The 26,543-nt window shown below is 44.3% G+C and carries 20 protein-coding genes; 8 read left to right on the top strand and 12 right to left on the bottom strand.

What is annotated here, in order from left to right; all coding sequences use genetic code 11:
• Window positions 1-647 precede the first annotated feature (647 nt).
• Complete coding sequence (locus ACYQ0Y_RS06100) at window positions 648-860, top strand: hypothetical protein (RefSeq protein WP_407884400.1); 213 nt, start codon at window positions 648-650, stop codon at window positions 858-860.
• 662 nt (window positions 861-1,522) lie between these two features.
• Here the strand turns inward: ACYQ0Y_RS06100 and ACYQ0Y_RS06095 are convergent.
• From ACYQ0Y_RS06095 to gndA, 6 genes are all read right to left on the bottom strand, one after another.
• A complete protein-coding gene (locus ACYQ0Y_RS06095) occupies window positions 1,523-2,050 on the bottom strand; it encodes a DUF1836 domain-containing protein (protein WP_407884402.1) in 528 nt (175 codons plus the stop codon).
• Window positions 2,051-2,079: 29 nt separating this feature from the next.
• On the bottom strand, window positions 2,080-2,937 hold the full coding sequence (locus ACYQ0Y_RS06090; RefSeq protein WP_407884404.1) for a DegV family protein: 858 nt from the start codon (window positions 2,935-2,937) through the stop codon (window positions 2,080-2,082).
• 276 nt (window positions 2,938-3,213) lie between these two features.
• Window positions 3,214-4,518: an APC family permease gene (locus ACYQ0Y_RS06085; RefSeq protein WP_407884406.1), complete on the bottom strand. Its 1,305-nt coding sequence runs from the start codon at window positions 4,516-4,518 to the stop codon at window positions 3,214-3,216.
• A 215-nt stretch (window positions 4,519-4,733) separates the two neighbouring features.
• Window positions 4,734-5,006: a branched-chain amino acid transport system II carrier protein gene (locus tag ACYQ0Y_RS06080; protein WP_459935473.1), complete on the bottom strand. Its 273-nt coding sequence runs from the start codon at window positions 5,004-5,006 to the stop codon at window positions 4,734-4,736.
• 146 nt (window positions 5,007-5,152) lie between these two features.
• Complete coding sequence (locus tag ACYQ0Y_RS06075) at window positions 5,153-5,683, bottom strand: histidine phosphatase family protein (RefSeq protein WP_407884408.1); 531 nt, start codon at window positions 5,681-5,683, stop codon at window positions 5,153-5,155.
• 120 nt (window positions 5,684-5,803) lie between these two features.
• A complete protein-coding gene (gndA, locus tag ACYQ0Y_RS06070) occupies window positions 5,804-7,246 on the bottom strand; it encodes an NADP-dependent phosphogluconate dehydrogenase (protein ID WP_407884410.1) in 1,443 nt (480 codons plus the stop codon).
• A gap of 305 nt (window positions 7,247-7,551) precedes the next feature.
• Between gndA and ACYQ0Y_RS06065 the strand changes: the two genes are divergently transcribed.
• The 4 genes from ACYQ0Y_RS06065 (at window position 7,552) to ACYQ0Y_RS06050 (ending at window position 12,668) form a co-directional block, all read left to right on the top strand.
• Window positions 7,552-8,733 (top strand): thiolase family protein, encoded by a 1,182-nt coding sequence (locus tag ACYQ0Y_RS06065; protein WP_407884412.1) that lies wholly within the window; start codon window positions 7,552-7,554, stop codon window positions 8,731-8,733.
• Window positions 8,734-9,002: 269 nt separating this feature from the next.
• Window positions 9,003-9,227 carry a hypothetical protein gene (locus ACYQ0Y_RS06060; protein ID WP_407884414.1) on the top strand — a complete coding sequence of 75 codons (225 nt, stop codon included), beginning with the start codon at window positions 9,003-9,005 and terminating at the stop codon, window positions 9,225-9,227.
• 168 nt (window positions 9,228-9,395) lie between these two features.
• Complete coding sequence (locus tag ACYQ0Y_RS06055) at window positions 9,396-9,965, top strand: TetR/AcrR family transcriptional regulator (protein WP_407884416.1); 570 nt, start codon at window positions 9,396-9,398, stop codon at window positions 9,963-9,965.
• A 120-nt stretch (window positions 9,966-10,085) separates the two neighbouring features.
• Window positions 10,086-12,668, top strand: coding sequence for an efflux RND transporter permease subunit (locus ACYQ0Y_RS06050; protein WP_407884418.1), 2,583 nt, complete (start codon window positions 10,086-10,088; stop codon window positions 12,666-12,668).
• Between the two features lie 156 nt (window positions 12,669-12,824).
• Here the strand turns inward: ACYQ0Y_RS06050 and zwf are convergent, their stop codons facing one another.
• Window positions 12,825-14,306, bottom strand: a complete 1,482-nt coding sequence (gene zwf, locus ACYQ0Y_RS06045) for a glucose-6-phosphate dehydrogenase (protein ID WP_407884420.1) — start codon at window positions 14,304-14,306, stop codon at window positions 12,825-12,827.
• 265 nt (window positions 14,307-14,571) lie between these two features.
• Window positions 14,572-16,095, bottom strand: coding sequence for a glycerol kinase GlpK (gene glpK, locus ACYQ0Y_RS06040; protein WP_407884422.1), 1,524 nt, complete (start codon window positions 16,093-16,095; stop codon window positions 14,572-14,574).
• A gap of 1,178 nt (window positions 16,096-17,273) precedes the next feature.
• On the opposite strand from glpK, the gene ACYQ0Y_RS06035 reads away from it, so the two are divergent.
• Complete coding sequence (locus tag ACYQ0Y_RS06035; RefSeq protein WP_407884424.1) at window positions 17,274-18,623, top strand: FAD-dependent oxidoreductase; 1,350 nt, start codon at window positions 17,274-17,276, stop codon at window positions 18,621-18,623.
• Between the two features lie 121 nt (window positions 18,624-18,744).
• On the opposite strand, the gene ACYQ0Y_RS06030 is transcribed toward ACYQ0Y_RS06035, so the two are convergent.
• From ACYQ0Y_RS06030 to ACYQ0Y_RS06020, 3 genes are read right to left on the bottom strand one after another with little or no spacing between them, the layout of a single operon-like run.
• Window positions 18,745-19,041 carry a PTS sugar transporter subunit IIB gene (locus ACYQ0Y_RS06030; RefSeq protein ID WP_407884426.1) on the bottom strand — a complete coding sequence of 99 codons (297 nt, stop codon included), beginning with the start codon at window positions 19,039-19,041 and terminating at the stop codon, window positions 18,745-18,747.
• Window positions 19,042-19,068: 27 nt separating this feature from the next.
• Window positions 19,069-20,400 carry a PTS galactitol transporter subunit IIC gene (locus ACYQ0Y_RS06025; protein ID WP_407884428.1) on the bottom strand — a complete coding sequence of 444 codons (1,332 nt, stop codon included), beginning with the start codon at window positions 20,398-20,400 and terminating at the stop codon, window positions 19,069-19,071.
• Between the two features lie 23 nt (window positions 20,401-20,423).
• Window positions 20,424-20,879 (bottom strand): PTS sugar transporter subunit IIA, encoded by a 456-nt coding sequence (locus ACYQ0Y_RS06020; RefSeq protein ID WP_407884430.1) that lies wholly within the window; start codon window positions 20,877-20,879, stop codon window positions 20,424-20,426.
• A 153-nt stretch (window positions 20,880-21,032) separates the two neighbouring features.
• Here ACYQ0Y_RS06020 and ACYQ0Y_RS06015 point away from each other — a divergent pair, with 153 nt between their 5' ends.
• Window positions 21,033-22,088, top strand: a complete 1,056-nt coding sequence (locus ACYQ0Y_RS06015; RefSeq protein WP_407884432.1) for a PucR family transcriptional regulator — start codon at window positions 21,033-21,035, stop codon at window positions 22,086-22,088.
• Between the two features lie 86 nt (window positions 22,089-22,174).
• Window positions 22,175-23,803: a hypothetical protein gene (locus ACYQ0Y_RS06010; RefSeq protein WP_407884434.1), complete on the top strand. Its 1,629-nt coding sequence runs from the start codon at window positions 22,175-22,177 to the stop codon at window positions 23,801-23,803.
• 441 nt (window positions 23,804-24,244) lie between these two features.
• Here the strand turns inward: ACYQ0Y_RS06010 and ACYQ0Y_RS06005 are convergent, their stop codons facing one another.
• On the bottom strand, window positions 24,245-26,428 hold the full coding sequence (locus ACYQ0Y_RS06005; protein WP_407884436.1) for a Tex family protein: 2,184 nt from the start codon (window positions 26,426-26,428) through the stop codon (window positions 24,245-24,247).
• Window positions 26,429-26,543: the final 115 nt, after the last annotated feature.

The raw sequence follows: 26,543 nt of genomic DNA, 5'->3' as shown, positions 1-26,543 counted from the left end.
AATTTTCAGGTACAGACCCACCGAAAATGACTTTTAAACTAAGTTGTTTAACCGACTTAAATGAATTTTGAGCGATGAGTAATTTAACTAAATTTGGTTTAGCTTTCATAGCCCTTACTCTTTGCCAGTTATGGCGCTTACCTAATCTTATTATATCTCTTCTGAATATCTTTAAGGTGTGTGACCATAGACCAAAGGCATACTCAAGGGCTTGCAATATTCCAGCCACTAAAACCACCAGAAATTTTGATTGAATCGACAGCATTTATCTTAGGGAAGTATCCAAACTACTTAAATTTGTTTTCATGATTATCCTTCCATACTTGCGATAAACGACTCAGTATTTCTGTCTGGCACCGAAAACGATTTTGCTTATAATATTCCGTTGTTATGTATAGGAGGGTAAAATAACTTCCCTCGTTTTTAGCAATTCCCCAATGAAGCGATGTAAATATAAGCACATGTTCTTTGTGTTTTAATGTAATTGTCGTTATCGTTTATTTAGATCAAGCTTTAAAAAGCAATGACTTTTTAAAGTTTACATGCGAATAGTCATGCGCTGGGTGTACTAATACGAGATGAGACGCAATTCGCTCCTTAATAAAATTTACTTTCATTGTCCATCTACTCTGTTTAGGAGGGCTAATATGAAATTCGATCGTAGGTTTTATAAGAATATCTCTTTTTGGGTTTATCTTATTTTAGCCGTATTTGCTGCCTCATCTTTAGGTATAAAAGTCTTCAGCATTGCTTGGTGGGGTTGGTTAATTCTATCTATAATTTTTACCCTTGCACTTTTGCGTACTCTGATTAAAAAACCCGGAAAATCCAATATCTCAAAAAATATCTCAAAAAAATGACTATTTTGATGATCTCTTTGTGATCATCAGACGAATAATCATAATTCATCTGACAAACATGAAGAGATTTTTATGCACCTAGTTCTGAATACTTAGTCCTAGAGAGGGTGGTATTTTTACAGGGATTTAATCGCACTGGCTTATCGTAACCGATTGTTGCGCGGTAACATAGACTTAACGAAAAATCTTGTTGGGTTGGTTTTAGTGCTGTTTAGAGGTTTATTAGGCGAGTACAGTAGAAAAGGTAAGGTCTCCATCAAGAAAAATATGAGGCCATTTTAAGAGGCTGGATAGATAATTAAAGTTCTGATTAAATGACCAGAAAAGCTAAATCTTTTTATACAAAGCTGGTAACTTGAACTGACAGAGAAATACAGGCTCAAGCCAGAAGTAACCTACTTTAGGTCTAAACAATGGTCAATGCTATGCCATTCGATTTCAAGTTTTTTGACAATGCTGATACTTGTGTGATTCTATGATGGTCAGCCAGCATATCTCCATGTAAATAGCAGTCTAGGATGTTTTATCCTAAACTGCTATTTATTGTGATTTATTTATATACTATGGGCTTGCTGAAGTTAGCGAACGGGGCTAGTGCCGTCCTTGCTCTTTTAGAACTAATTTTGTGTACGAGCTCCGGCAGAATGACATTAGCCTATGACTCAATCAGCATCCAGCTCACTTTGCGGTAGTGTTTGCTGTAACAATTGCCGAGCTGCCAACCAAAATAGGAGAGCTTCCATGGCATTGTATTGAATCACCGCGGCTACAGACATCGACGATAACTGCTCATCGCTAAGTTTGGAACGTTTGAACGTGCCATCGGCGGCTTCGTGGTTAAACATATTCGCGAATCGATCGTAACCAGTCTGGGGAGAATTCTCGACGAGGATGTACTGGAGGGCTAGCCGTAATTCTTCTAAAGTGAAGATGTTCTTTAATAGACCGACGACGATGGCGCCAGCGAGATGGATCTGGTGATAGTGTTTTTTATCCGGCGGCACCAACACGTTGGCCTTGAAATAATTATGCATCATCGTCTTAGTAATGGTGTCGTGAGTGATGGGCGCCAAATACTGATTGGTTAGGTCCAGTAATTGAGTTAAATGTAAGTCAAAGGTGGGTAGATCCTGCCATAGTGGCAAGCGCATTGGTGGCAGGCCACTGGCAGGATTGATTAGGGTGCTCATGAAACATTTCTCCTTTGATTGATGATCAGCTAGTCCGCCTGAACGGTAATACCCACTAAGCCAGGGCCAGTGTGGGCGCCGAGGGCAGCAGAAATCTCACCGGTTTCAATCGTCAGTTGGGGAAATTGGGTATGCAGTTGCTCGATGATGGTGTCCATTAGAGGTTCGTTATCGCCATTAGCGACTGCTACGCGCACTTGGTTATGCGACTTAATGTCGTCGACAGCTAAGGCGATCATTTTATCAATGGCTTTTTTTTCAGTGCGTGCCCGGGCGATGGTCGTGTAGACGCCTTCCTCATCACAGGTGATGACAGGTTTGATACTTAATGCTGAACCGACCAACCCGGCAACCCGGCCGATACGTCCGCCAGCTCGTAAATAAGTCAAAGTTGGAATGTAAAAATAGACGTGACTGTGTGGAATCGCGGCGTCTAATTTGGCGACGATACTGTTAAAAGAATCACCAGCTTCGATGAGGTCTTCGGCATAAACTGCAAATAAGCCACTGCCGATTCCGATACTTTGGGTGTTAATGACGGACATCGTCACATCCGTCTGTGAATCAGCTGCTTGTTGAAAGGCGTTGTTGGTCACAGACAAAGCAGCAGACATGGTGATCCCGATGACGTGAGTGTATCCCCCTGCCTTTAAATCATCAATTTGCGTCATAATGTCGCCCATCGTTGGACTCGCTGTTTTAGGTAATTCTGCAGCAGCAGCTTGGCGTTGATAAAATTCTGCTGGAGTAATCTTTTGCCCATCGGCGTACGTTTGTCCATCAATGGTAATTTGCAGGGGCACGATACGTAGATTATCTTTTTCGGCAATTAAACGGGGTGGCACATCGGAACCTGAGTCCACTAACAACGCAATCTTTTCAGTCATGGGAATCTCCTGTTTGTCGTTTAAAAAACTGTAAAAATAGATTCGAACATCCTTTATATAGTTTTAAATACTACATTTTTTGTCAGTGATTGTCTAGTATGAAGAGTGAATTTAGTATGCGACAAAAAAGATCGAAATAGACGCGAACTTGTTGATAGCAAAAAAGCGCAGCGAACGGTTCACTGCGCTGAAAAGTTAGATTGTTATTGTTAATTGGTGCGGGATAAAGCCAAAGTTGAACAGTCTTATATAGAGTATGGAATATATGATACCTACTCAACGTGGCGCATGTTGCTCACCCTTACGAAAGATTTGTTGGTCAACAACGTATAACACCAGGCCGATCACGATGCTGATGCCACCAAAGGCCCACGTTTTTAAAGGTGCGCCAGCTAGAATGTAGATCGAAAAGGCAATTGCTAGAATGGGGATGACCGGGCCGAGTGGTAATTGCCAGCCATCATCTCTGGCGTCTGTATCTCTTTGCGATTTAATCGTCGCTAGGGCAGTGGCCAGGTATTGAATGATCGCGATGATCACGACGCAAGAGGTCAGAAAAAGGTAATCGCCGCTGAACAATAAGGCAATGCTAGCCAAAGTTGTCAGCAGGATGGACATCCAAGGGGTGCCATTTTTCGTCTTTTTACCAATAATTGCGGGCAATAATTGTTCTTCGTTAGCCAATGAGGAAGCGACAAACGGCGTACTGAACGAAACGGAAATGGCGACCCCTAAAATTGAGACGAGCATGCCCAGCAAAATAACGAGTTGACCCGATTGCCCCAGTACTGTGGCGAAAGCAGCGGCGACCGGGGTTGTTCCATTAATGATGTTTGGTCCGAGAAGGCCAATGACAACTAGTTGGGCGGCACCGTAAATGACCGCCACCAGTACAGTCACCACAATCATCGCGATGGGGAGATTACGTTTGGCATTGGCCATATCACTAGCGGCAATCGGCAAAAAGGAAAAGCCGGCGAACATATAAAAGATGATATTAAAAGCCTGACTATAATTGCCAAAGTTATAATGGCTAGTTTGAACGAAGTTACTACCTTTCATGACCCAAATTCCAATCAGAATAAACGCGCCAAGGACTAGCAACTTAGCCACTGAGGAAATGTTGTCGGCCAAGCCAGACAGTTTATCGCCGGCAAGATTAATTACCGCCAACACGATGATTAGCACTGTACCGAGAAGATTGTATGGAAGCGTTTGTTTCAGCGAGGGCATAAAAAATTGCAAGGTATTCAATAACGCCGCAATTTCTGCCGCGATCGTAATGATGCCTTGAATCCACGCTAAAAAACCGATGATAAATCCGGGAAAGCGACCGAAAGCATGATAGGTGTATAGCCAAGCGGCTCCGTTACCTGAAACACGACTCGCCATATCCGCAAAACATAAGGCGATGGTTAAGGTCGCTAGTGCAGCCAGTAAAATGAGCACTAAACTAAAGTTACCAGATAATTTATACATTTTGCCCGGCAATAGAAAGATACCGGAGCCTAAAATGCCATTTAAACCAAGCAGGATCACCGCGCCAAGTCCTAATTGAGTTGCCTTTTTTGGATGAGTCATATCTTTCACTCCCATATGTGCGTCTAGTTACACCTAGAGTAGCGATAATGACTCAACTGAGGCAAATAATATTCCTCTGAATTAATGAGGGTCGCCGATGTTGGTGTGCCTTAATGTGTCACAATCGTAAACAGCCAGCTGCCGCCTAAACTGACTAGTATAAATGGGAAGCAGTCCAAGTTAACCTTGAACAAGGGGATGATGGTGAGCATGGTCTAGGCGTTGATCGTTTTGAATAGCGAAATGTTAATCAATAAAGGTGGTAAGGTATGGATCGCGTCTAAGAGTTCTAGGATAAAGGTAAGGCCGAGGGTGGTTTTATAAATCAATGGATTTTTGCCAATTAATGGCCGTAATAATCCGAGGAAAATAAGCAACGTTTCTAATGGATAGATGAAACTTAATAAAGGGGACGAATACAAGATGATGTGATCCAAGCCAAAGGTGGCTAGTCCCCAGTTATAATCACTAAGTTGGCTTGGTTGAATTGAGAAAATTAAGTTACCTAGCCCTAATGTTTACTCTGCTATGCATCGTTTTTATCTGTTATTTTGATGGTGTGAAGCTTACTCGGTTTAAAATGAGATGCCAATAATAAAGTAAGAATTAAGCTCATTTTTCGAATGTAATACACTTACTCAAAGAGGTGAATCGTTTTGATTTCACAATACTTGATCTGTTGCCAATCTCCAAATTGGCGCATCACTTCACCATGGGTGACACAGGCAAGACAATGATACTTTGAATAGGCCGACAGCACCTTTAGCGCTCGTGCTCTGACCTCTGTGGATGTTTCATAATCCCAATAGTTATCGTTTGTTCGTTGTCCATGATTTTTTTTATAAATTAACCAAGCATCGTAGGCTTGATTGCCGTTTTTTAAATAGCGGTCAGTTCGATCTGGACGCCATTCGTGTAAACCCAGTTCAATGTGTAGCGGGATATTATTGAAACGAACGATTTCGGCCGCAGTTGCTAGCGCCCTAGTATATGGTGAAGATAGAATTAATTCAACATTTTTAAAAATCGGTGATTGGGCGCATTGTTGAGCTAAGCTAATTCCGTTTGCAGATAAACTGCTTAAATCACGGCCAAATCCCGAAAATCCAGCTTCGGTTACCGCGGTATAGTCTGGCTCTGAATGGCGAATTAAAAAAACTTTCATCTAGTATTCCTCTTCTTTATGATTGTGTTTTTAATTGAAGTTAACATACTAAACAGAGATTGATCTTCAATTCAAACAAAAAAGCCGCGCAACTGCACGACTTTTCCCAAATCAATAAAATTATTGTTCTTTATACCAAGTGTAGTGGAAGTTACCAGGACGGTCAGTCCGTTCATAAGTGTGAGCGCCAAAGTAGTCACGTTGTGCTTGTAACAAGTTGGCAGGTAACACTTCAGCACGGAAGCTGTCATAGTAAGTGATCGCAGCAGAGAAGCTTGGTACAGGAACCCCAGCCTGAACGGCCATCGCAACTACATCACGAACGGATTCTTGATACTTCGTCGCGATGTCTTTGAAGTAGTCGTCGAACAGTAAGTTCGTCAGCTTAGGATCTTTGTCGTAAGCGTCCGTGATGTTTTGTAAGAAACGAGCGCGGATGATACAACCAGCACGCCAGATTTGTGCTAATTCGCCGAACTTCAAGTCCCAGTTGTAGGCTTCTGAAGCGACGCGTAGTTGTTCGAATCCTTGTGCGTAACTCATTAACTTACTGAAATAGAGGGCTTGACGAATCTTTTCGACAAACTCTTTCTTGTCGCCGATGTTAGCTTTGCCTTGGTTAGCAGCAGCTGGCAAGGACTTAGAAGCTTTAACCCGTTCGTCTTTCATCATAGAAATGTAACGTGCGTAGACAGATTCAGTGATCACGGATTGTGGTACTTGGATGTTCAAAGCATCTTCTGAACTCCACTTACCAGTTCCTTTGTTGTTCCCACGGTCAAGGATCATGTCAACAATTGGCTTGTTCTTGTCATCACCGAGGTCATCTTTACGCGTCAGAATGTCAGCGGTGATTTCGATCAGGTAACTGTCGAGTTCGCCTTCATTCCATTCTTTGAAGATGTCAGCCATTTCGTCAACGGAGATACCAGCAACGTTGCGCATGATGTTGTAACTTTCGTCGATTAGTTCTTCATCACCATATTCGATTCCGTTGTGGACCATCTTAACGTAGTGACCAGCACCATTAGGGCCGATGTAAGTGACACAAGGCTTGCCATCTTGGGGTGCTTTAGCGGAGATTTGTTCCAAGATAGGTGCAACCAAATCATAAGCTTCTTTTTGACCACCGGGCATCAAGGAAGGTCCTTGTAAGGCACCTAATTCACCACCAGAAACACCCATGCCGATAAAGTTAATACCAGACTTATCAAGTTCAGCATTACGGGCCATGGTGTCATGGAAGTTCGTGTTTCCACCATCGATCAACACGTCACCCTTATCGAGTAATGGTAATAATTCTTGGATAACGGCGTCCGTTGGGGCACCAGCTTTAACCATCATCAGAATCCGCCGTGGCGTTTCCAAGGAGTTCACGAAGTCTTCAATCGTGTAGCTTGGGATTAATTTCTTCTCACTGTGATCTTTCATCATATCGTCAGTTTTTGCCCGTGACCGGTTGTAAACGCCCACAGTGTAACCGCGACTCTCAATATTTAGGGCAAGGTTCTTACCCATAACTGCTAAACCAACAACACCAATTTGTGCTTTTTGATCTGCCATGATTAACCTTCCTCGTTATGTTTTTTGTGAAAATCATTATCATTATGAATCCGATGCTAAGCACAACGACAATGTTTCACAAGTGTGTGAAATTAAACACTAATACAGCTATCATGTTAGTTGATTCGCTGATTATTTTCAACCGGAATCACTTTTCAAAAGCAGTTAACGGTGAAATAAATTTACGAATTGATTTGCTAAGACTCAATTACATTATGGCAAGCAGCCAGCAAAATAATTGCTCGACTAAAGAAACTCGGGTACACTTGGTTTTTATTGCGAGATGGATAGAAAGAGGGCTCATCATGGACGACGTTGTGATTGTCAGTGCTGTGCGGACACCGATTGGAAAAATAGGTGGTCAGCTGGCTAGTTTCAGCGCGGTTGAATTGGGGATTTTGGTGGCTAAGGCAGCAATTGAACGGGCACAAATTGACCCGGCTGTTATCGACCAAACAATTTTTGGGAATGTCTTACAAGCAGGTTCTGGTCAAAATGTCAGTCGGCAGATTGGAATTCGGGCAGGCGTGCCCGAGCATAGCCCGGCGATGACGATCAATGAAGTTTGCGGATCAGGGCTTAAAGCGATCCGTTTAGGGCAAGCAGCCATTGCGATGGGGGACGCCGACACTGTCTTAGTTGGTGGCACCGAAAGTATGAGTCAGGCGCCCTATTTGGCGACCAACATGCGGTTTGGGACTAAATTTGGTGATACGACGTTAATCGATAGCATGGAACATGATGGTTTGACGGATGCCTTTTCCGGCGTTCCAATGGGTATGACAGCGGAAAATGTTGCCGAAGTTTACCATGTATCTCGTAAGCAGCAAGACGAATTTGCATTAGCGTCCCACCGTAAAGCGGCGGCAGCTAGTGACAACCACCGATTCACGGCTGAAATATTACCGATAACCGTCGAGTCTCGCCATGGGGAAAAGACCCTAACGCGTGATGAAACGATTCGTGAGGACACGAGTTTGGCGCAATTGGCGAAGTTGAAAACGATCTTTAAAGTGGATGGTACGGTCACAGCCGGTAATGCTGCTCCATTGAATGATGGTGCATCTGCGTTGATTCTGATGCGGCGCAGTAAAGCGACATCATTGGGATTATCCCCATTGGCAACCATTACGGGTTATCAAGAAGTCGGTGTTGATCCACAGTTGATGGGCTACTCACCAGTAACAGCGATTACAAAGTTATTTGCCAAAACAGGCCAACAAATCGCAGATATTGATTTATTCGAGATTAATGAAGCTTTCGCAGCGCCCAGTGTGGCCGTGGCGCGCGACTTGCAGATCCCGATAGATAAGTTAAATCCCAATGGTGGTTCGATTGCCATTGGTCATCCAATTGGTGCAACTGGTGCACGGTTGATCACGAGTCTGATTTACGCGTTAAAACAAACGCAACAGCAGACCGGACTTGCAAGCATGTGTATTGGTGGCGGATTAGGAATGGCGATGACGCTCAAAGTTGAATCGTAAGAATTAAGCAGATGGAGAGCTCGGCGCAAAATGCGCTCGAGCTTTTTTGTTGTGCAAAAAAACCTCATCGCCAAGATGGTCCTGCTAGCGTTACGTTTTCGAAACAAAAACGTATTGTTGCATAAGCTTAAGCTTGGGTAATGATTTAACCATCTAATTGCACTAACATACTGTCGCCAAGTAGAATTTAATCAGAGTGAGTTGACATTGATGGGTTAGCGATATGAGTTAATTTGAGCAAAAGTCACGGTTTAGGTTAGGAGGCAAATGTGAGACAGAGACATTTACAGGCATCATGCAGCCAGTCATTACAAGGACAAGATGATCAATTGGGGGCTTATGAAATTGATGTCACTGAATTAGGGAGTGGTTTTTATCAATTTGATGTACACAGTCCAGAATTCACAGGTTCAATTGTTGAGGCTCGCCGACACGACGGTTTATTCGCAACCGTCATTGATGGGAAACAACGAACAATCAAATTAGTTGATTAAGCGAAAAGAAGGCTAAAGTTAACCAATAGGATCGCTCGGGTTGCAAATCGAGGTGGCTAAGTGATTGATCATTATTGCGACAGATTCTTCAATTTGTTGCTCGTCAAGACAAGTGTTGGATGGTAGAGTGGATGCCAGACAGAGAGATGAAGATTGGAGAATCTACCGATGGTCATGTCACAACAAAACATGCGTATGCAACGACACTTAGCCTTGACCTTGATTAACTTACTTCAAAAAAAGCCGTTGGAAAAAATTACAGCAGCTGATTTAGCTGAAGCTGGTCAGGTCAATCGGAGCACATTTTATCGTTATTTTCATAATAAATTTGATTTGCTTAGTGACGCACTTAGTGAGTCATTATGGCAATCATTTGAGACCACGGAAAATATGACGGCCGATGACTTGATTGACGGACTAGTGGAGTGGGTCAATAATAATCGCCGGGTCATTAAGAACATCTTGATGAATAATACCAGCTTTAATTTTTACCAAGAAATTATCCATGAATTAACCGCAATGCTAGACAAACAGGACGACTGTGATTTTGTCCTTGATTTTGTGGCCATCCCCCTTGAGTCGGCGCCTAATCCGGCCTTTGCTAAAGAAGCGTTTGCCTCTTCGATTGTGGGAATGTTGATGACTTGGTTAAATCATCCCGAAATTGATGAAACTGATTTTAAGGCCTTTTTAAAAGCTGGACTGGCGGTTAAGGGTCCCATAATATCGAATTGGTAAGAGACGGATTGGCGAATCCGTCTTTTTTTGCGGCAATCGAGCTATTTTGATGCTGTCTATTTTAAGGCCAACTTTCTATACTGGTTCAGGATTCATTGCAACATTAGGAGGGAAAGCTAGATGACAGATTTGTTTAATCGTATTGGGCACTTCATTCATGATCATGCGGGACTAATGATGATTGTGACAGTTGTGTTGACAATATTGGTGGGGTTAGGGTTGCCACGGGTAACCATGAACACAGATAACAGTATTTTTGTGTCCAAATCCGCTAAACTAAGTCGTGATTCAACAAAATATGAGCGGCACTTTGGTGGTAGTACCTATTTAATTGATGTTTCAAATCAGGGTAAACGTGTCACGACACCCGCCACTTTAAAAAAGGTGGCCCGTTTCACGTCGGCCATTGATAAAGAACACGGCGTACATGCGACCACCAGTGTTGTCGATGTCTTGAATGCGTCACTGAAAGTGCAGCAGGCGAATCAGGGTCAACAGCAGGCTAATCCACAGTTGCAAAAAGCGATGATGGCACAATTGTCAGCCAAGCAACACGCTAAGTTGCAACGCCAATTAGGTCAGGCACTGTCGGCGACGCAACAACAGCAAATCGCTGCCTATACGAAAACGCTATTAACACCGGATCAGCAACAGACCTTAGCTACCAATCCAAGCGCAATCGCTGATCCGACAAGCATTACGGCAGTATTGACCACCGTCCAGCAGCAACAAGTACAGGCTTATACGCTCCAACAACTTTCACCCTTACAGCGAAGTCAATTTGCCAAGCAGATGTTAACCATGTTGCCCCCAGTGCAGTCGATGTCTCAGGCGCTGATCAATCAACTTGTGTATCGTGACCAGGGTAAAGTGCCACAACAAATGCGTCAATTATTACCTAAAAATGGCAAACATCTGCTGATTACGGTGACATTAAACGGGGATGTTAATCAAAATTCCTTTGCGCGGTACACCCGTAAAATCAACCAGCAATTAACGAAAGCTGGTCTTAAGCAGGGTTCGATGAATAGCGAGATTGACGGAATGCCAGCGATTTCCGCTTCGATTATGTCCTTAATGTCACAGAGCATGGCGATTATGTTAGTTGTCGGCGTGCTGTTGATGATTGGTATCTTACTGTTAGTCTTCCAGGTTCGCCGGCGTTTATTGCCGCTACTATTTGTTTTATTCGGTTTGATTTGGACATTTGGGCTAATGGGTTGGTTCGGGATCGAATTAACCATGGCGACGATGGCAACTTTACCAATTATTATTGGGTTAGGCACAGATTTTGGGGTTCAATTCTTGAATCGCTATGAAGAAGAGTTTGCTCATGATCACGATGGTATGCAGGCGACTACTGCAACCATTACGCATACTGGGCCGGCCGTTGGGACCGCTGTTATTGTGATGGCGCTGAGTTTTCTGACGATGCTGATCTCACGGGCGCCGATGATGCGCAATTTTGGGATCACGTTGGCAATGGGAGTCGTTATTTGTTACGTTGTTGAATTGGTCTTGATGTTCGCAACGCTAACGGTGTTAGATCGACGACAACTTGCCCGCGGACGCGTAGCTAAAGTGGCTGCCACAAATGATTCTTGGTTGTCACGTGGGTTAGTCCGTTATGGTGCATGGGTGACCGAACACAGTTTAATTATTATCACGCTGGGAGTTATTCTCGGCGGAATTGGTTTCTTTTTTGAAAGTCGTATTAACGTTGAGACTGATATGATGAAGATGGTTCCACAAGACATTCCAGCCTTGAAACGGACCAATCGATTAAGCGATATGGTTGGTTCAACGACTAACTTGACTTACTTAGTTTCATCCCCAGATACTCGTGACAAAGCGGTCTTAGCAAAAGCGAATACCTTTGGTCAGCAAGAGCTTCATAAATATGGTCATGGAAAGCTGCAAGCGGTGACCTCATTAGGCACGACCATGCATCAAAATGGCAGTGGTCAATTGAAGCAAACGCAAGTCAATGCCACGATTAAAGACATGCCCCAAGTCATGAAATCTACCTTAATTAGTAACAATCATAAATTTGCGACAATTTCATTTAAAGTGAATCCGCACTTAGATTCCGACGAAATGCTGCATTTGATGAACCGCATCTCCAATGATGCCAAACAGATAAATAAGCCAAGTGGCATGACAATTGTTGCCGCTGGCAGTCAGGCGATGATGCTGCAGGGGATTGATAATATGACGGCTAATCACGAACTAATTATTGTCGTTGGTTTGGTGATTATCGCATTAGTGTTATTGCTCGTTTATCGCAATTTACGATACGCACTATATCCATTAGTGCCGATCATCATTGTCTTAGGACTGTCACCCATGACCCTGGCAATTTTGGGCATCAGTTACAATCCAGTCACGATTGCCTTGAGTTCATTAGTCCTAGGTATCGGAACGGAATTTACGATTTTGATTTTGGAACGGTACATTGAAGAACTACGAACCGGACAGTCCACTATTCAAGCGATCGAAACGGCGATGGGTTCTGTCGGCAGGGCGATTACCGTTTCTGGTTTGACCGTAATTGGAGGTTTTTCGACACTGCTGTTTGTTCATTTTCCAGTTTTAAATTCATTTGGGTTAATTACTGTTTTAGATACGACCTATTCACTGATCAGCGCACTCACGATTTTGCCAGCAATGATGTATGCGTTTAGAAATCGCTCATTAGATTAGATTCAAAACAGTAAGCTGCGAGGAAACCAAGGCTGATCGTGAATGAACTGTGACAATTGAAGTCTAAATAATGAACAAAAAAATCTCTCCTAATCGTTTAGGAGAGATTTTTTACTGGTATTAAATTCTTATTTCTGAGTGCTTTAAAGCGAGTTATTATCGATTCAAACGGTAGATCCATGAACGGTGATCCCGTTGTAACAGTTCATCTGAAGCGGCAGGCCCCATTGAACCAGAGACATAGTTCGGGAAGTCAGGCGTTTCTGAATCCCACAACTTCTGAATCACATCGACAAATTTCCAGGCGTAAGAAACTTCGTCCCATGAAGCAAAGTTCGTTTGGTCGCCTTTTAAGGTGTCGTGCAATAAACGTTCATATGGTTCTGGTGTTTCTTCTTTTTGCGCAACATCTTGCTGGAAGTCCAAATGAATGGGTTCCGTTTCAAAGCCTTGACCAGCTGTTTTAGCGTTTAATTGTAAGGAGAAGCCTGAATTTGGTTCGACATAAATCGTTAAGACATTTGGTGCTAATGAGTTGTCTCGGTTCTGAGGGAAAGCAAAGATGTCGATCAATGGCTTTTTAAAGACCACGTCGATACGTGTAAACTTATCGGCTAGTCGTTTCCCGGTACGAACGTAGAATGGTACACCAGACCAGCGATAGTTGTCGAATAATAATTTACCGGCAACAAATGTGTCATTAGCGGAATCCTTAGGCACATTTGGTTCATCACGGTAAGCAGGTTCTGTATCATTAGCGCCATACTGACCACGGATGAAATTCTTGGCTGCTTCTGCGGGGCTGTACACCCGCAGTGAACGGAGCGCTTTGATCTTTTCAACACGGACATCAGAATCAGTAAACGATACGGGTTGTTCCATTGCCAATTGAGAGACAATTTGCATGATGTGGTTTTGGACCATATCACGTAAAGCACCTGCCGTGTCATAATAACCGGCGCGATCTTCAACCCCTAGCTTTTCACTTAAGGTAACCTGCACGTTGTCGATATAACGGTTGTTCCACAAGGATTCAACTAGCGTATTGCCAAAGCGTAAGGCTTGAATGTTTTGAACCATTTCCTTGCCGAGGTAGTGGTCGATGCGGTAGATTTGTTTTTCTTCAAATGCACCGGACAACTGCTCGTTCAACGTCTCAGCAGTGGTAAAGTCGGTCCCAAATGGTTTTTCAATGACTAAACGGTTTGAGCCGTCTTCTGACAATAGACCTTCGGACTTCAAGTTCAGGGCAACTTCACCAAAGAAACGTGGTGCCATTGACAGATAGAAAATTCGGTTGCCTTTTAAGCTATATTGTTCATCTAGCTTTTCAACTAGATCTTTCATAACAGCATAGTGGGCTTTATCAGTGACATCGTGGGCGAGATAGTAGAAGTGCGTGACAAAGACACTTGCGGCGTGCATATCTGCATCTGGTTGATCCTCGCGAATCGATTGAGTAACGACCTCACGAAATTGGTCATCACTCCAGCTATCACGGGCAGTCCCGATGACAGCAAAGTGTTCACCAAGATTTCCGCGAACATAAAGTTTAAATAATGATGGGTAAAGTTTACGTTTGGCCAAGTCACCAGTGCCGCCAAAGAACGTAAACAATGAGCTATATTCTGTTGCCACGTTTTTCACTCCTTAAATGCCTTAAGATGTAGGTTAAACGCAGTGTTACAAAGGCGAATTCCTTTATAACGTTGCCGAGGTTCATTATATAACAATATGAAAGCTGTTGCACCGCCTTACGCAACCGTTTACATTCATTTTACAAGTACGATTTTCAGTGAAAACGTATTAAATCAAGCTTTGCCATTGGTCTGGTCCATTAAAAAGAAAATTAAATTTTTTTCATGAATTAGATTTGTACCTGAAAAAAGTTTCCATTGCTTAGTTAGCCGTTGTTGTCTGGTGGTAGCTTAAATAAAGTCGTCGCTTTAACGGCCAGTTGCCAGCCTTGGTACAAACGTTGTCGTTGAGATTGTCCCATAGTGGGTGAAAAGGTTTTGCCGGCCTGATAAATTTTGGCTAAATCATCGATGTTATCCCAGAAGCCGACCGCAAGTCCTGCCAGATAAGCGGCCCCTAGCGCCGTTGTCTCTTCATCGGCAGAACGGTCAATTTCCATATTTAAAATATCGGCTTGAAATTGCATCAGGTAAGTATTGCGTGAGGAGGCACCATCTGCCTTAAGTCGCGGAATGGCAAGTTGGGTATCTTTTCGCATGGTTTCAATGACATCACGTGTTTGGTAAGCAATCGACTGCAAGGTGGCTTTGACAAAGTCATTTTGTGTGGTGCCCCGCGTGATGCCATAAACGGCGCCCCGAGCGTCCGGATCCCAGTAAGGGGCTCCTAAACCAGAAAAGGCAGGAACGACATAAACTTCATCATCGTCTGTAGAAGCTAGTGCAGCCCGTTTAGCAGCTGGCTCGTCAGGAATCATTTTCATTTCATCATGAAGCCAACCAATCGCCGAACCAGCGACGAAGATGGATCCTTCTAAGGCGTACTTAATCGTTCCGTTGGCACCGTAAGCAATCGTTGTGAGCAGGCCATTGTTTGAAATTAAGGGCTCTGTTCCGGTGTTCATTACGATAAAGGCACCTGCACCATATGTGTTCTTGATGACCCCTTTTTCAAAGCCCATTTGGCCGAACAGGGCGGCCTGTTGGTCTCCAGCTAAGGCAGCAATGGGAACTTCAGCACCAAAAAACTGATAGTTTTGGGTATGCCCATAGACTTCGGCCGAAGATTTAACGGCTGGCAACATCACACGGGGGATGTTCATCAGTTTGAGAATCTCGTCATCCCAATCTAACGTATGGATATTAAAGAGCATGGTCCGGCTTGCATTGGAATAATCGGTCACATGCAGAGCTGACCCTGACAATTTCCAGGCCAACCAAGAATCAACCGTGCCAAAACACAGTTCACCACGTTCGGCTCGTGTTTGAGCACCATCGACATGGTCTAGTAACCAGCGAATCTTGGCAGCTGAAAAATATGAATTTATAAATAGACCTGTTTTTTCATGAATCATGTCGCCATAGCCATCTGCGATAAGCTTTGGCGTGGTACTGTCAATTTGCTTGGACTGCCAACCGATAGCCGGGGCAATTGGTTCCCCAGTTTGGCGATCCCAGATAATGGTTGTTTCCCGTTGCGTAACGATGCCCACGCCATCAATTTGATCAGGATGAATACCGGCGTTGATCAGCACAGTGGAAATGACCGATTGGACCGAGTTCCATAGCAAATTGGGATCATGCTCAATCCAGCCAGGATGTCGGTTGATTTGTGGTAGTGGTTGTGAAGCCGCGGTAACACGCCGACCATGTTGGTTAATGACAACTGCCCGTGAGGCGGTGGTCCCTTGATCGACGGCTAGAATGTAGTGTTCAGTGACAAAAGCCATGTAAATAACCCCTTTAAGTAGTGAATGAAAACGGTTACTAATGCCGCTAGTATACCGAATTAGTGGGTGGACAACAAGCAGAGAGTGCGAGCAAGACCGGGTGATCTTGAGCACCAACGGACAGGCACGAGTGGGTGGATTTGGCCCAATTGTGCTTGTTGGTTGGGCACAGGGATCAGGTCTTGTGAGCACGTTTAAGAAAGAGATGAGCAAGACCGACATCTACTCTTTAGGTTTAGATTGGCTCGTTACAGTGTTATGCACTGCCGGCCAACCTGAACTCCACGGACATTCGGCTGGAACGCCGTGAGCCTGCTCTGAACCCGGAAGTGCACCGGTTTCACAGTCAGGCCTTATCGTAAGCGAAGCCCGCTAACGATAACGACACAGGCTGAGCCGATGCCCGTTACGTCCAGGTGGGCCTACTTTTCGGTTCACTCATTTTATATTTTAAAGTTGTGTGTGATCCCTTCTTGCCATAATTGAAGACGTCCTTGATCCCGTGAAACAAGCTGAGCACTGGGGCGAAAGTGAACCCCAACTGGCAATCGTAATTGGACGGTTTTAGCCCGTTTACGATCCTAGGGTGGGCAGTTTAGATTAGCATTAGTGTACTTAGATTGGCTGGTTACACGCTTGTTCACTGCCGGCCAACCTGAACTCCACGGGCATTCGGCTGGAACGCCGTGGGCCTGCTCTGAACCCGGAGGTGCACCGGTTTCACAGTCAGGCCTTATCGTAAGCGAAGTCCGCTAACGATAACGACACAGGCTGAACCGATGCCCGTTACGTCCAGGTTGACCTAATTAGCCTGCTAGTGACTACTAGCAAGCGACTCTTAAAATCCTTGCGTCTTCATACCATGTTATGGTGCTCGACTCTGGATTGAACAATCTATCGTAGACTGGATTTGGGACCGTGTTTATGTCCCTTCCTAAAATTGCGCCCGCAATGGCTGATTAATTAATCGGGTACTTCGGGTTCAACTGTACCAAGCATGCTATCAGGTTATAAATAAAAATTTCACAATCTTTTGCGATGCCATCGGGTGACGGATGATCGTCTAGTGAAGGCATTGAAGAGGTATGACAATAGCATTGACAGCGGTTTCTAAATCGATAAACTGTGGTTGTACACAACTTGATTTTACACAACCGTTTTTGTGAAGGAGTAGACTTATGAAAGTAATCATCGTTGGTGCCACGCATGCTGGAACTTTTGCCGCGCAACAAATTTTAACAGATCACCCAGGCACACAGGTGACTGTCTACGAAAAAAATGACACGGTGTCGTTTCTTTCTTGTGGGATTGCATTGTGGGTTGGTGATCATGTCTCTGATCCTGAAAAAATGTTTTATTCAAGCCCTGAGGCCTTAACTGGGCTTGGTGCCAACATGAAGATGAAACACGAGGTTACAGCGATTAATCCGGAAACTAAGACTGTTACGGTGACTGACTTAACCACGAATCAGGTGGCCACCGATTCTTATGATAAATTAGTGGTTACTACTGGTTCAGCACCGATTATTCCACCAATTGAAGGTATCGATAATCAAAACGTTTATCTGTGTAAGAACTGGGATGACGCAAAGAAGTTACAAGCGTCAGCGAAACAGATTAAAAGTGCAATCGTGATCGGTTCAGGTTATATTGGGGCCGAATTGGCAGAGCAATATAGCCTGACAGATAAAGAGGTCACCTTAATCGATGCGCTACCACGAGTATTGGCTAAGAATTTTGACCGCGACATTACTGACCAAGTTGAACAGGAATATCGTGATCATGATGTTAAATTAGCGCTTGGCGAAAAGGTCGTCAGCTTTAGCGGTGAGGATCAGATTACCGTCACTACTGACAAGGGTTCGTACACAGCTGATATTGCTGTATTGTGTACTGGTTTTCGGCCACGGACGGAATTGATGAAGGGCAAAGTGGACATGTTGCCAAATGGTGCTATTATCACGGACGATTACATGCGCTCTAGTAACCTAGACATTTTTGCGGCAGGGGATTCTGCAGCTGTTCATTACAATCCAACTGGTAAAAATGATTACATTCCATTGGCAACTAACGCAGTGCGTCAGGGGATTCTTGTGGGCCACAATTTGGTTGCACCGACCGAAAAATATCTCGGGACCCAAGCAACTTCTGCTGTTGAATTATACGGGCAAACGATTGCAGCATCAGGCTTAACTGCTGAAGGAGCGAAGGTTCGTAACGTTGATTATGAAACCGTCACGATTAAGCAAGATTACCGACCAGACTTCATGTTATCGACGACTAGTATTTTGTGTACGTTAACGTGGGATCCAAAGACTCATCAAGTCTTAGGTGGCGCGTTCTACAGTGCGCATGATGTTTCTGTTTCCGCTAACGTGATTTCTTTGGCAATTCAAACCAAGATGACAATCGAGACGTTGTCGATGGTCGACATGTTCTTCCAACCTAACTTTGATCAGCCATTGAACTGGATCAATGCATTGGCGATGGCGGCAGTTGCTAAGGAAGCTGAAAAGGTGACGAACTAAATCCTAAAAATCATCTTATAAGTTAGTAAAGCAAACGAAAAGATAGCTCCTCGATTAGGATTAAAACGCTAATCGTGGGGCTATCTTGTTTAATAAGTTGTTAACCCAATTTCACCAGCAATCAAGCTTCAACTTCTTTTTTGATTTCCTCAAATACGGAGTCGATGCCAATACCAGTTAACAAAGGCACACCTGAAATCACCTTGTCTTTGATGTTGCTTGGCACCATGGTGGTTGAAACGACAATATCGTAGTCACCATTGTCAATATTAGCGACTTCATCGGCAATCTTGGATTGGTGGAAGACAACTTGATCAATCAGTCCTTGATCTTCCAAATAGTCTTTGATTTTGCCAGTTGCGACCGTTGACGTTGCAATCCCAGTTCCACAGACAACCATTAAATCTTTCTTTGCCATAATTTGGTTCTCCTTTTATTTTAAAAACTAATCTACATTTGTTTGTTTATGAAATTTGTTGAGCCAGATCATTAGGGCCAAAGCAATTATACCCAGTCCGATAATTCCAAGCCACAAGAAACTCTTACCGAGGCCAACAATCATCCAAGTCGTCCACGCACCACCATCGGACAGGATTGAAATGCTGGAATTGCCTTTCATATTGAAGTGCGCTGTTTTTGCCACAGCGGTTAATAGTGGGGCGGCCCATGAAGCGATGAGTAACGAGATAACCATGTCAACGATGCCACCGATGACGATTCGGAAAACATTTCCGTTAAAGACGGCAGCCATAACCGCGATCATGAACGGAATGGTGGCCAAGTCACCAAATGGTAACACGGTGTTACCAGGTAGAATAACGGCGATAAGCAAGGTCAATGGAACTAAGATCAGTGATGCAGATAAGACAGCTTCTTGACCAACAGCTAAGGCTGAATCCATCCCAATATATAGGTTCCGTTCTGGAAAATGCTTTTGAACCATTTTGTTAGCTGCTTCAGAGATCGGTGTTAATCCTTCCATTAGCAGCGACACCATGCGCGGCATCAAGATTAGCACGGCCGCAGTTGAAACACCTAAGTTCAAGATCTTGGCAACTGGATATTCAGCTAAAGCACCAATGATAATCCCAATGATTAAACCCATCACCGCCGAATCGCCAAAGATCCCAAGTCGTTTTTGAATTCGTTCAGGGGTCCATTCGATGTTTTTGACCCCAGGAATGCGGTCTAATAACCAGTTAATTGGCAAAGCCAAGACAAATCCAGGTGCAGAAGCCCCTTGAGGAAATGAAATGCCAGCTAAGCCATAGTGACGTTGAATGGTTGGCGCAGCTAGATCGGCCAAGAAGTAGATCCACATGAGGTGAACGACCATCGTGACTAAACCAAGTGCAAAGTTTTGCGTAGCAGCGTAGACGAGTGAACCGGTAAAAGCAATGTGCCAGTAGTTCCACAGGTCAACATCCAGTGTCTTGGTTAAACCAACGACTAACAAGATGACGTTAGCCGCCACTCCAATTGGAATCGCCAAGCTCCCCAAAACCGTGCCGTATGAAATTGCCGAAGCAGCTGGCCAACCGACGTCAATCGTAGAGAGATGTAAGCCAAAGTTCTTGACCATCGCTTGAGCAGCTGGTCCTAAGTTAGATGTTAGTAATCCGATGACTAAGTTCAAACCAGTGAAACCAATCCCGACGGTTAAGCCCGCTTTGAAGGCCTTACCTGGCTTTAAGCCTAAGAGTAATCCGAAGATCAATAATAAAATTGGGAGCATTACCGTGGGTCCGGCGCTCAGTAACCATTTAATAACTGCCATTTTTTTGAAATACCCCTTTTAAATTAGTTAATGTTGTTCTCGTTTAAGATTGCTAAAACCGCGGCGGAAGTTTTTGCGTGGATCAGTTGACTCATAACCTCCGTGTTTTGAAACATGGTCATCAAATTTTGGAGCATAGTTAACTGGGCGTGTGGTTCCTTTAGCGCCAGCATAAAGATCATTTCAACTGCAACGGGTTGCCCATCACCCATTTGTTGAAACGTCACCGGCTGTTGTAGTCGGGCAACCGCGATTTTAGCAGTATTGACGTGTTCAGCGTCAGTATGCGGAATTGCCACTCCGATTGTCGCAGTTTGCAGGCCAGTGGAAAAATTTGCCTCACGGTTAATAATGGCATCGCGATAACTAGCTTTGACGAAACCATCTTTGTGCAAATGTTCAGCAATCTGACTGAGGGCGTCATTGCGATCAGTTGCTTGTATATCTAGTAGAATCAAATTCTCTTCAATCAATGCCATGGTAAACCATCCTCATTATCGAAATCATCACGGTTAAATTAAGCGCTTTCATTTAACTATGAGTTTATTATCAGGCCTGTGGTAGAATTATGCCATATACAGATAGACGGAGTTTATTGTGCATATGCACAATTTAAACAGGGGAGCGCGATTATGCTAAAACTAGCAGGTGATAGCCTGACTCGACTGATTAAGACCATCCAGATTGATTTACCGTATGAGTTGCAACTTTTTGATCATGATGGGAAAAATCTTCGGACACGAAAGCGCAATTCGGCTGCAGTGGAGGCGATCACAACCAAGACAACGACCGTTGATGATTGGGATGCTGCCAAAATGGGTGTCATTGCTCCCGTGCGAGTCAACATTAACGTGGGTGCCGTAGAAGTTATGGGTGAACCGACAGTCGTGGCACCATTCGTGCGAATCATTGTGGATAGTTTTGAATTTTTAGTTCAATCAGAAATTGAACATCGGCAGCAACAAATTGACTCCGAGGAACGTTCGATCTTCTATCATCAGTGGTTATTACTGAGTTCCTTGGATGATGCAGATCAACATTTTTTAGACACTGCGCGTAAATTAAAAATTGATTTATCACGAAAATATCAAGTGGCCTTGATTCGGATTCCCAATGATGAACATCAACGCCAAGAGCTAGCGGCGGTGTTGGCTCATTCAACCCTCTCGTATTTAACGTTTACTCATTTGGAATACATTATCTTTACGGATGATTTACGGGAGTTAGACGAAATCTTGAAGCAAGTACGACATCATGAGCAATGGCAAATGGGAGTCGGCAATGTTCGACAATCATTACATGACTCACTTCATGAAGCGATGCGAACCATTTTGATTGCCAAATATTTGCATTATACGGATATGTATTTTTATCAACAACTGGTCGAAGTCGACGAGTTGATGCAAAGCAATGTTGATGTTAGCGAAATTACGGACGCTATGATCGCTTTAGCGGCTGTGAATAATGGTCAGGTACTTTTACAAACCTTTTGGACATTTACGCAACTGAATGGTGATAATTCGTTAACGGCTAAGACACTACACATTCATCGCAATACGTTACGTTATCGCCTAGATAAATTTAGCGATGCGATTAACGTTGATCCACGTAACCTGTCAGAATATCCGCGCGTTTACATTGCCTACTTAAAATATATTCGACAGAGTTTTATTGGCAATCTGATTTAAAAGTCGGTCAATTCTGTCTCGTCACTAAAGTGGTCCTATGGTACGATACGTTCGTTATTTAAAATTAGGAAAATGGGTGAAACACGGTGGATTATCGAGCTTCTTTGGCACAACAGCAGCAGGCCTATGTTAAAACGGCCGGCTTTTATGGTTGGCTTCGCCAACATCGGCGGTTGTGGCTGTGGCTGACATTTATTAGCGTTGCCTTAGTGATTGAATTGCCTTTTTTATTAAACAATCAATTATTCGGTGGCTGGGATCAACAATTTCATGTAAATCGAATTGAGGAATTGTATCGGGCCGCACAACAGGGTGCGTGGCATAACGCGATTAGCACGTTTACTTTTCGGCAAGCGGGATTAGGTATTCAGATTTTTTACCCTTATCTTTTCTTGTATCCCTATGCGCTACTACGTCTGCTCGGGGTCCCAGGAATTTCGGCTTTATATTTGGGCAATTTACTTTACATTATTTTAGGGTGCTGGATCGCTTATTGGTGCATGTTGAAATTTTTGCAAGTTCGTCAGGCGCGCCGGCCGATTATGGGCGCTTATCTATTTGCCGTCTTGTACAACTTGTCGGGTTATCTCGTCTTTAATGAGATGGTGCGCTTTGATTTGCCAGAAGCTCAATCGATGATGTGGTATCCTTTATTGTTTCTAGGACTGTATTTGACGTTGAAACGGCATCGTTACGCCTGGTTGCTAACCACTTTGGGCGCTGTGATGTTAGTTTATACCCATGTACTTTCGGCTGCATTAGCCGCGGGGATGGTGATCGTTGTATTGGCCTTAGGCTGGCGTGATTTGCGTGATGGTCGAACGTGGGTCGATCTCACTCTAACTGGCCTAGCAACGCTGGTCGTTAGTCTGCCGGAATTGTTACCGATGCTAAAAACGAGTCAAGCGGTCACGATTGCCTCACCAAAATTAGGTTCCATGGCTGGTCAAGCGATCTCGCCGTTAGTCGCAGTTGGCTATGGTTTTGGCAATGTCACGAAAACTGGCCTGCTGACTCATGGCGTGACCTTAGGGACGATTGTGCTTGTTGCTTTAGTCGCAACGTGGGTTGGTTTTCGCCATTTAGATCGTTTTGGTAGAACGATGACAACCCTGAACACGTTGCTATTTTGGGCGACGACGAAGCTATTTCCGTGGCAGCTATTTGAACACACACCTGTCCGAATTTTGCAGCACCCATGGCGGTTCTACACGTTTATTAGTTTTTTCACACTGGTGGTTTTTGTTTTGATGGTTGATCAGGTCCAACTACGGCAATCTTGGCGCCGCGTTATTGTTGGCGGTGCGATGTTGTTAACGTTAGTAACGAGTATTGCCACCGTAGCCGTGTCTAAGCCAGTTGTGACGGCCAGCGGTTACCACCATTTTGCGACTTCTGCACGATACTTTGACTATGCGCCTAAACGAAGCTTGCCTTATCTGACAGAGATTTATCAGCATCAAGCCGTTATTTCACAGGGAAAACAGGTTATCACCAAAAAGACGGTAACGCTAATGCCACGGCCAGATGGAACCAAAATGGTCATACCAACCATTGCCCAAGGCCACCAAATTGACTTACCATTTTTTAACTATGGTACCGGTTATCGTGTGACAACTGATCAAGGCATTCGGCTTCGGCCGCAGATCTCAAAGCGGGGCACAATTCAAGTTACGCTGCCTCGACAAACTCGTTTCGTAACCATTCAATATTGATCACCATTGATCATCGCAATTGCGACGCTGTTAATGTCTCCAATCACTCAATTTATAAGTAAAAGCGCTTGGTCTAGGTAATATTAAAGCATTACCTAGACCAAGCGCTTTTTTAATGGATTTGGCCAAATTCTTGTTTGATAGTCAATAATTCTGAGCAGCTAGTGCTCAGGTTCAAAGCGGCTGACTGCACTCTGAGTCATTGTCGAGTTCCGTAAGCCTGATCCTTGCGCCTAGCCTGTTGGCAGCAATTGGTAAAGTCCACCAATCACTGCCAACTTGCTAGTACTCAGGTTCAAAGCGGCCGACTGCACTCTGAGTCATTGTCGAGTTCCGTAAGCCTGATCCTTGCGCCTAGCCTGTTGGCAGCAATTGGTAAAGTCCACCAATCACTGCCAACTTGCTAGTGCTCAGGCTCAAAGCGGCTGACTGCACTCTGAATCATTGATTCGGATCCAACATCGTCAGTTGAATGCGTTGCCGTTTTTGGTCAATTTCTTCAACCCAAACGGTGACAATATCGCCAACGGAAACAATTTCAGCGGGATTCTTAACAAAGCGTTTGGTTAATTTAGAAATATGCACCAGGCCATCATGTTTGACACCAATGTCAACAAAGGCACCAAAATCAATCACATTACGGACGGTTCCTTGTAACTTCATCCCCGGCTGTAAGTCTTCAATGGTCAGTACGTCATGGCGTAGTAATGGCGCTGGCATGTCATCACGTAAATCACGACCTGGTTTGAGTAAACTCGCGATAATATCAGTGATCGTTTCGACACCGGCCTTTGTTTCAGCTGCTAGTGCTTGCTGATCAAGGGTCCGCATCGTTTTAATAAACGTTGGTTCGCCGAGATGCGTCACGTCAAAACCGGTTTCGGTCAAAATTTGGTTTGCAGCTCGATAGCTTTCAGGATGAATATCAGTATTATCGAGTGGGTTATCGCCACCGATAATGCGTAAAAATCCGACCGCTTGTTCATAAGCTTTTGGACCAAGCCGGGGGACCTGCTTTAATTGACGTCGATCCGTATAACGGCCGTTTTCATTTCGAAAAGTGATGATATTGGTCGCAATGGTTTGGTTTAAACCAGAAATATGAGTTAACAGTTCGGCACTGGCCGTGTTCAGATTGATGCCGACTTGGTTAACCGCCGTTTCAACCACTGTATCTAATTGTGCCGTTAGGTCTTTGTTAGGCACATCATGCTGGTACTGGCCAACGCCGACACTTTGGGGATCGATTTTGACTAATTCAGCGAGTGGATCCTGCAAGCGCCGACCAATACTGATGGCACTACGTTCTTCAACGTGTAGGTCAGGAAATTCATCCCGGGCCGCCTGACTAGCGGAGTAAACGGAAGCGCCGGCTTCATTAACGATGACGTATGAAATGTCACGAGGGATGCCGCGTAATACTTCCGCGACAAACGTTTCTGATTCCCGCGAGGCGGTCCCATTACCGATTGCAATCATCGTGACTTGGTATTGTTCCAGTAAATCATGAAGTTGGCCTGCAGCGGCTTGACGTTTGGAGGTTGGCGCCGGCTTATGGGGATAGATGACTAATTTAGTCAAAAATTTACCATTAGCATCGATGACGGCAAGTTTACAGCCAGTGCGATACGCCGGGTCGAATCCAAGGACGACCTGGCCTTTCATGGGTGCCTGCATGAGAAGGTGATAAAGGTTTGTGCCAAAAACTTGGATTGCATGTGTATTGGCCGTGTCAGTCAGTTCACGCCGCAATTCGCGCTCAATCGCTGGGCCGATAAAACGCTTGTACGTATCGGTGTAGGCTTCGGTAACCAATGGAACGGCAGGGCCTTGATGATGACCGACAATTCGAAAACGTAAAAAGTTGAGAATCGCTGATGAATCAACAGCGATGTTAACTTTTAGAATATCTGTTTTTTCACCGCGATTGATCGCTAGTGTCTGGTAGGCGGCCATCTTGATCAAGGGCTGTTCAAAGTCGTAATACTGTTGATAGACGCCGTCCTCGTCGAGAGTGGCTCCTTTGGGTTTTACCGTGACGACGAGTTTTGCATGGGAGCGAGTATAGTCACGAATAAACGCGCGAAAGCTGGCCTCTTCGCCAAAGGCTTCTGCGAGAATCTCGTGGGCACCGGCGTAAACATCGGCCAGTGTAGCTAAGCCTTGGTCAGGTGCCAGATAGGTTGTTGCTACTTGATCAAGCGGTTGGTTAGCAAAAGTTAGCAACCACTTGGCGAATGGCAATAATCCTTTTTCTTTAGCAATGGTGGCCTTTGTACGCCGCTTTTGTTTATACGGCAGATAGAGATCTTCAACGGCTTGCAAAGTGGTTGCCGCAGAAATTTGCTGGGCAAGTTTAGGGGTCATCGCCTGCTGTTCGGTGATTTGTTTGGTGACCTCAGCCTTTCGAATGGCCAATTTTTCGAAATGTTGCCAGGTGTCTTGGATGGTTCTGATTTGAACTTCATCTAGGCTACCAGTCATTTCTTTTCGGTACCGGGCCACAAACGGAATGGTGTTGCCGTCATTTAATAACGACAAGGTGGCCGTGAGTTGGTGCTGAGTAATGTCAGATAAAGCGTCGTTGACTTGATGTAATAAGGTTGGATCTAATTCGCTGGCCATAGTACCTCCTAATTCGTGCAACTATAAAAAGTTCTTTAATCATTATACGTGAATTTCCCATTGCCTGTGGCAAGGATTCTTTTATCGCACAGTGTTCGATAGATTTGTAACAGTA

This window comes from Furfurilactobacillus curtus (assembly GCF_054657915.1).
This window is presented reverse-complemented; position numbering and strand designations above follow the sequence as displayed.

What these genes read in the sequence shown, in the direction of transcription:
- ACYQ0Y_RS06030 (WP_407884426.1), bottom strand. Translation starts at nt 19,041, where the DNA reads ATGGCAAAGAAAGATTTAATGGTTGTCTGTGGAACTGGGATTGCAACG.
- ACYQ0Y_RS06050 (WP_407884418.1), top strand. Translation starts at nt 10,086, where the DNA reads ATGACAGATTTGTTTAATCGTATTGGGCACTTCATTCATGATCATGCG.
- ACYQ0Y_RS06085 (WP_407884406.1), bottom strand. Translation starts at nt 4,518, where the DNA reads ATGACTCATCCAAAAAAGGCAACTCAATTAGGACTTGGCGCGGTGATC.
- ACYQ0Y_RS06055 (WP_407884416.1), top strand. Translation starts at nt 9,396, where the DNA reads ATGGTCATGTCACAACAAAACATGCGTATGCAACGACACTTAGCCTTG.
- ACYQ0Y_RS06025 (WP_407884428.1), bottom strand. Translation starts at nt 20,400, where the DNA reads ATGGCAGTTATTAAATGGTTACTGAGCGCCGGACCCACGGTAATGCTC.
- ACYQ0Y_RS06075 (WP_407884408.1), bottom strand. Translation starts at nt 5,683, where the DNA reads ATGAAAGTTTTTTTAATTCGCCATTCAGAGCCAGACTATACCGCGGTA.
- ACYQ0Y_RS06065 (WP_407884412.1), top strand. Translation starts at nt 7,552, where the DNA reads ATGGACGACGTTGTGATTGTCAGTGCTGTGCGGACACCGATTGGAAAA.
- ACYQ0Y_RS06100 (WP_407884400.1), top strand. Translation starts at nt 648, where the DNA reads ATGAAATTCGATCGTAGGTTTTATAAGAATATCTCTTTTTGGGTTTAT.
- ACYQ0Y_RS06020 (WP_407884430.1), bottom strand. Translation starts at nt 20,879, where the DNA reads ATGGCATTGATTGAAGAGAATTTGATTCTACTAGATATACAAGCAACT.
- ACYQ0Y_RS06095 (WP_407884402.1), bottom strand. Translation starts at nt 2,050, where the DNA reads ATGAGCACCCTAATCAATCCTGCCAGTGGCCTGCCACCAATGCGCTTG.
- ACYQ0Y_RS06005 (WP_407884436.1), bottom strand. Translation starts at nt 26,428, where the DNA reads ATGGCCAGCGAATTAGATCCAACCTTATTACATCAAGTCAACGACGCT.
- ACYQ0Y_RS06015 (WP_407884432.1), top strand. Translation starts at nt 21,033, where the DNA reads ATGCTAAAACTAGCAGGTGATAGCCTGACTCGACTGATTAAGACCATC.
- gndA (WP_407884410.1), bottom strand. Translation starts at nt 7,246, where the DNA reads ATGGCAGATCAAAAAGCACAAATTGGTGTTGTTGGTTTAGCAGTTATG.
- ACYQ0Y_RS06090 (WP_407884404.1), bottom strand. Translation starts at nt 2,937, where the DNA reads ATGACTGAAAAGATTGCGTTGTTAGTGGACTCAGGTTCCGATGTGCCA.
- ACYQ0Y_RS06035 (WP_407884424.1), top strand. Translation starts at nt 17,274, where the DNA reads ATGAAAGTAATCATCGTTGGTGCCACGCATGCTGGAACTTTTGCCGCG.
- glpK (WP_407884422.1), bottom strand. Translation starts at nt 16,095, where the DNA reads ATGGCTTTTGTCACTGAACACTACATTCTAGCCGTCGATCAAGGGACC.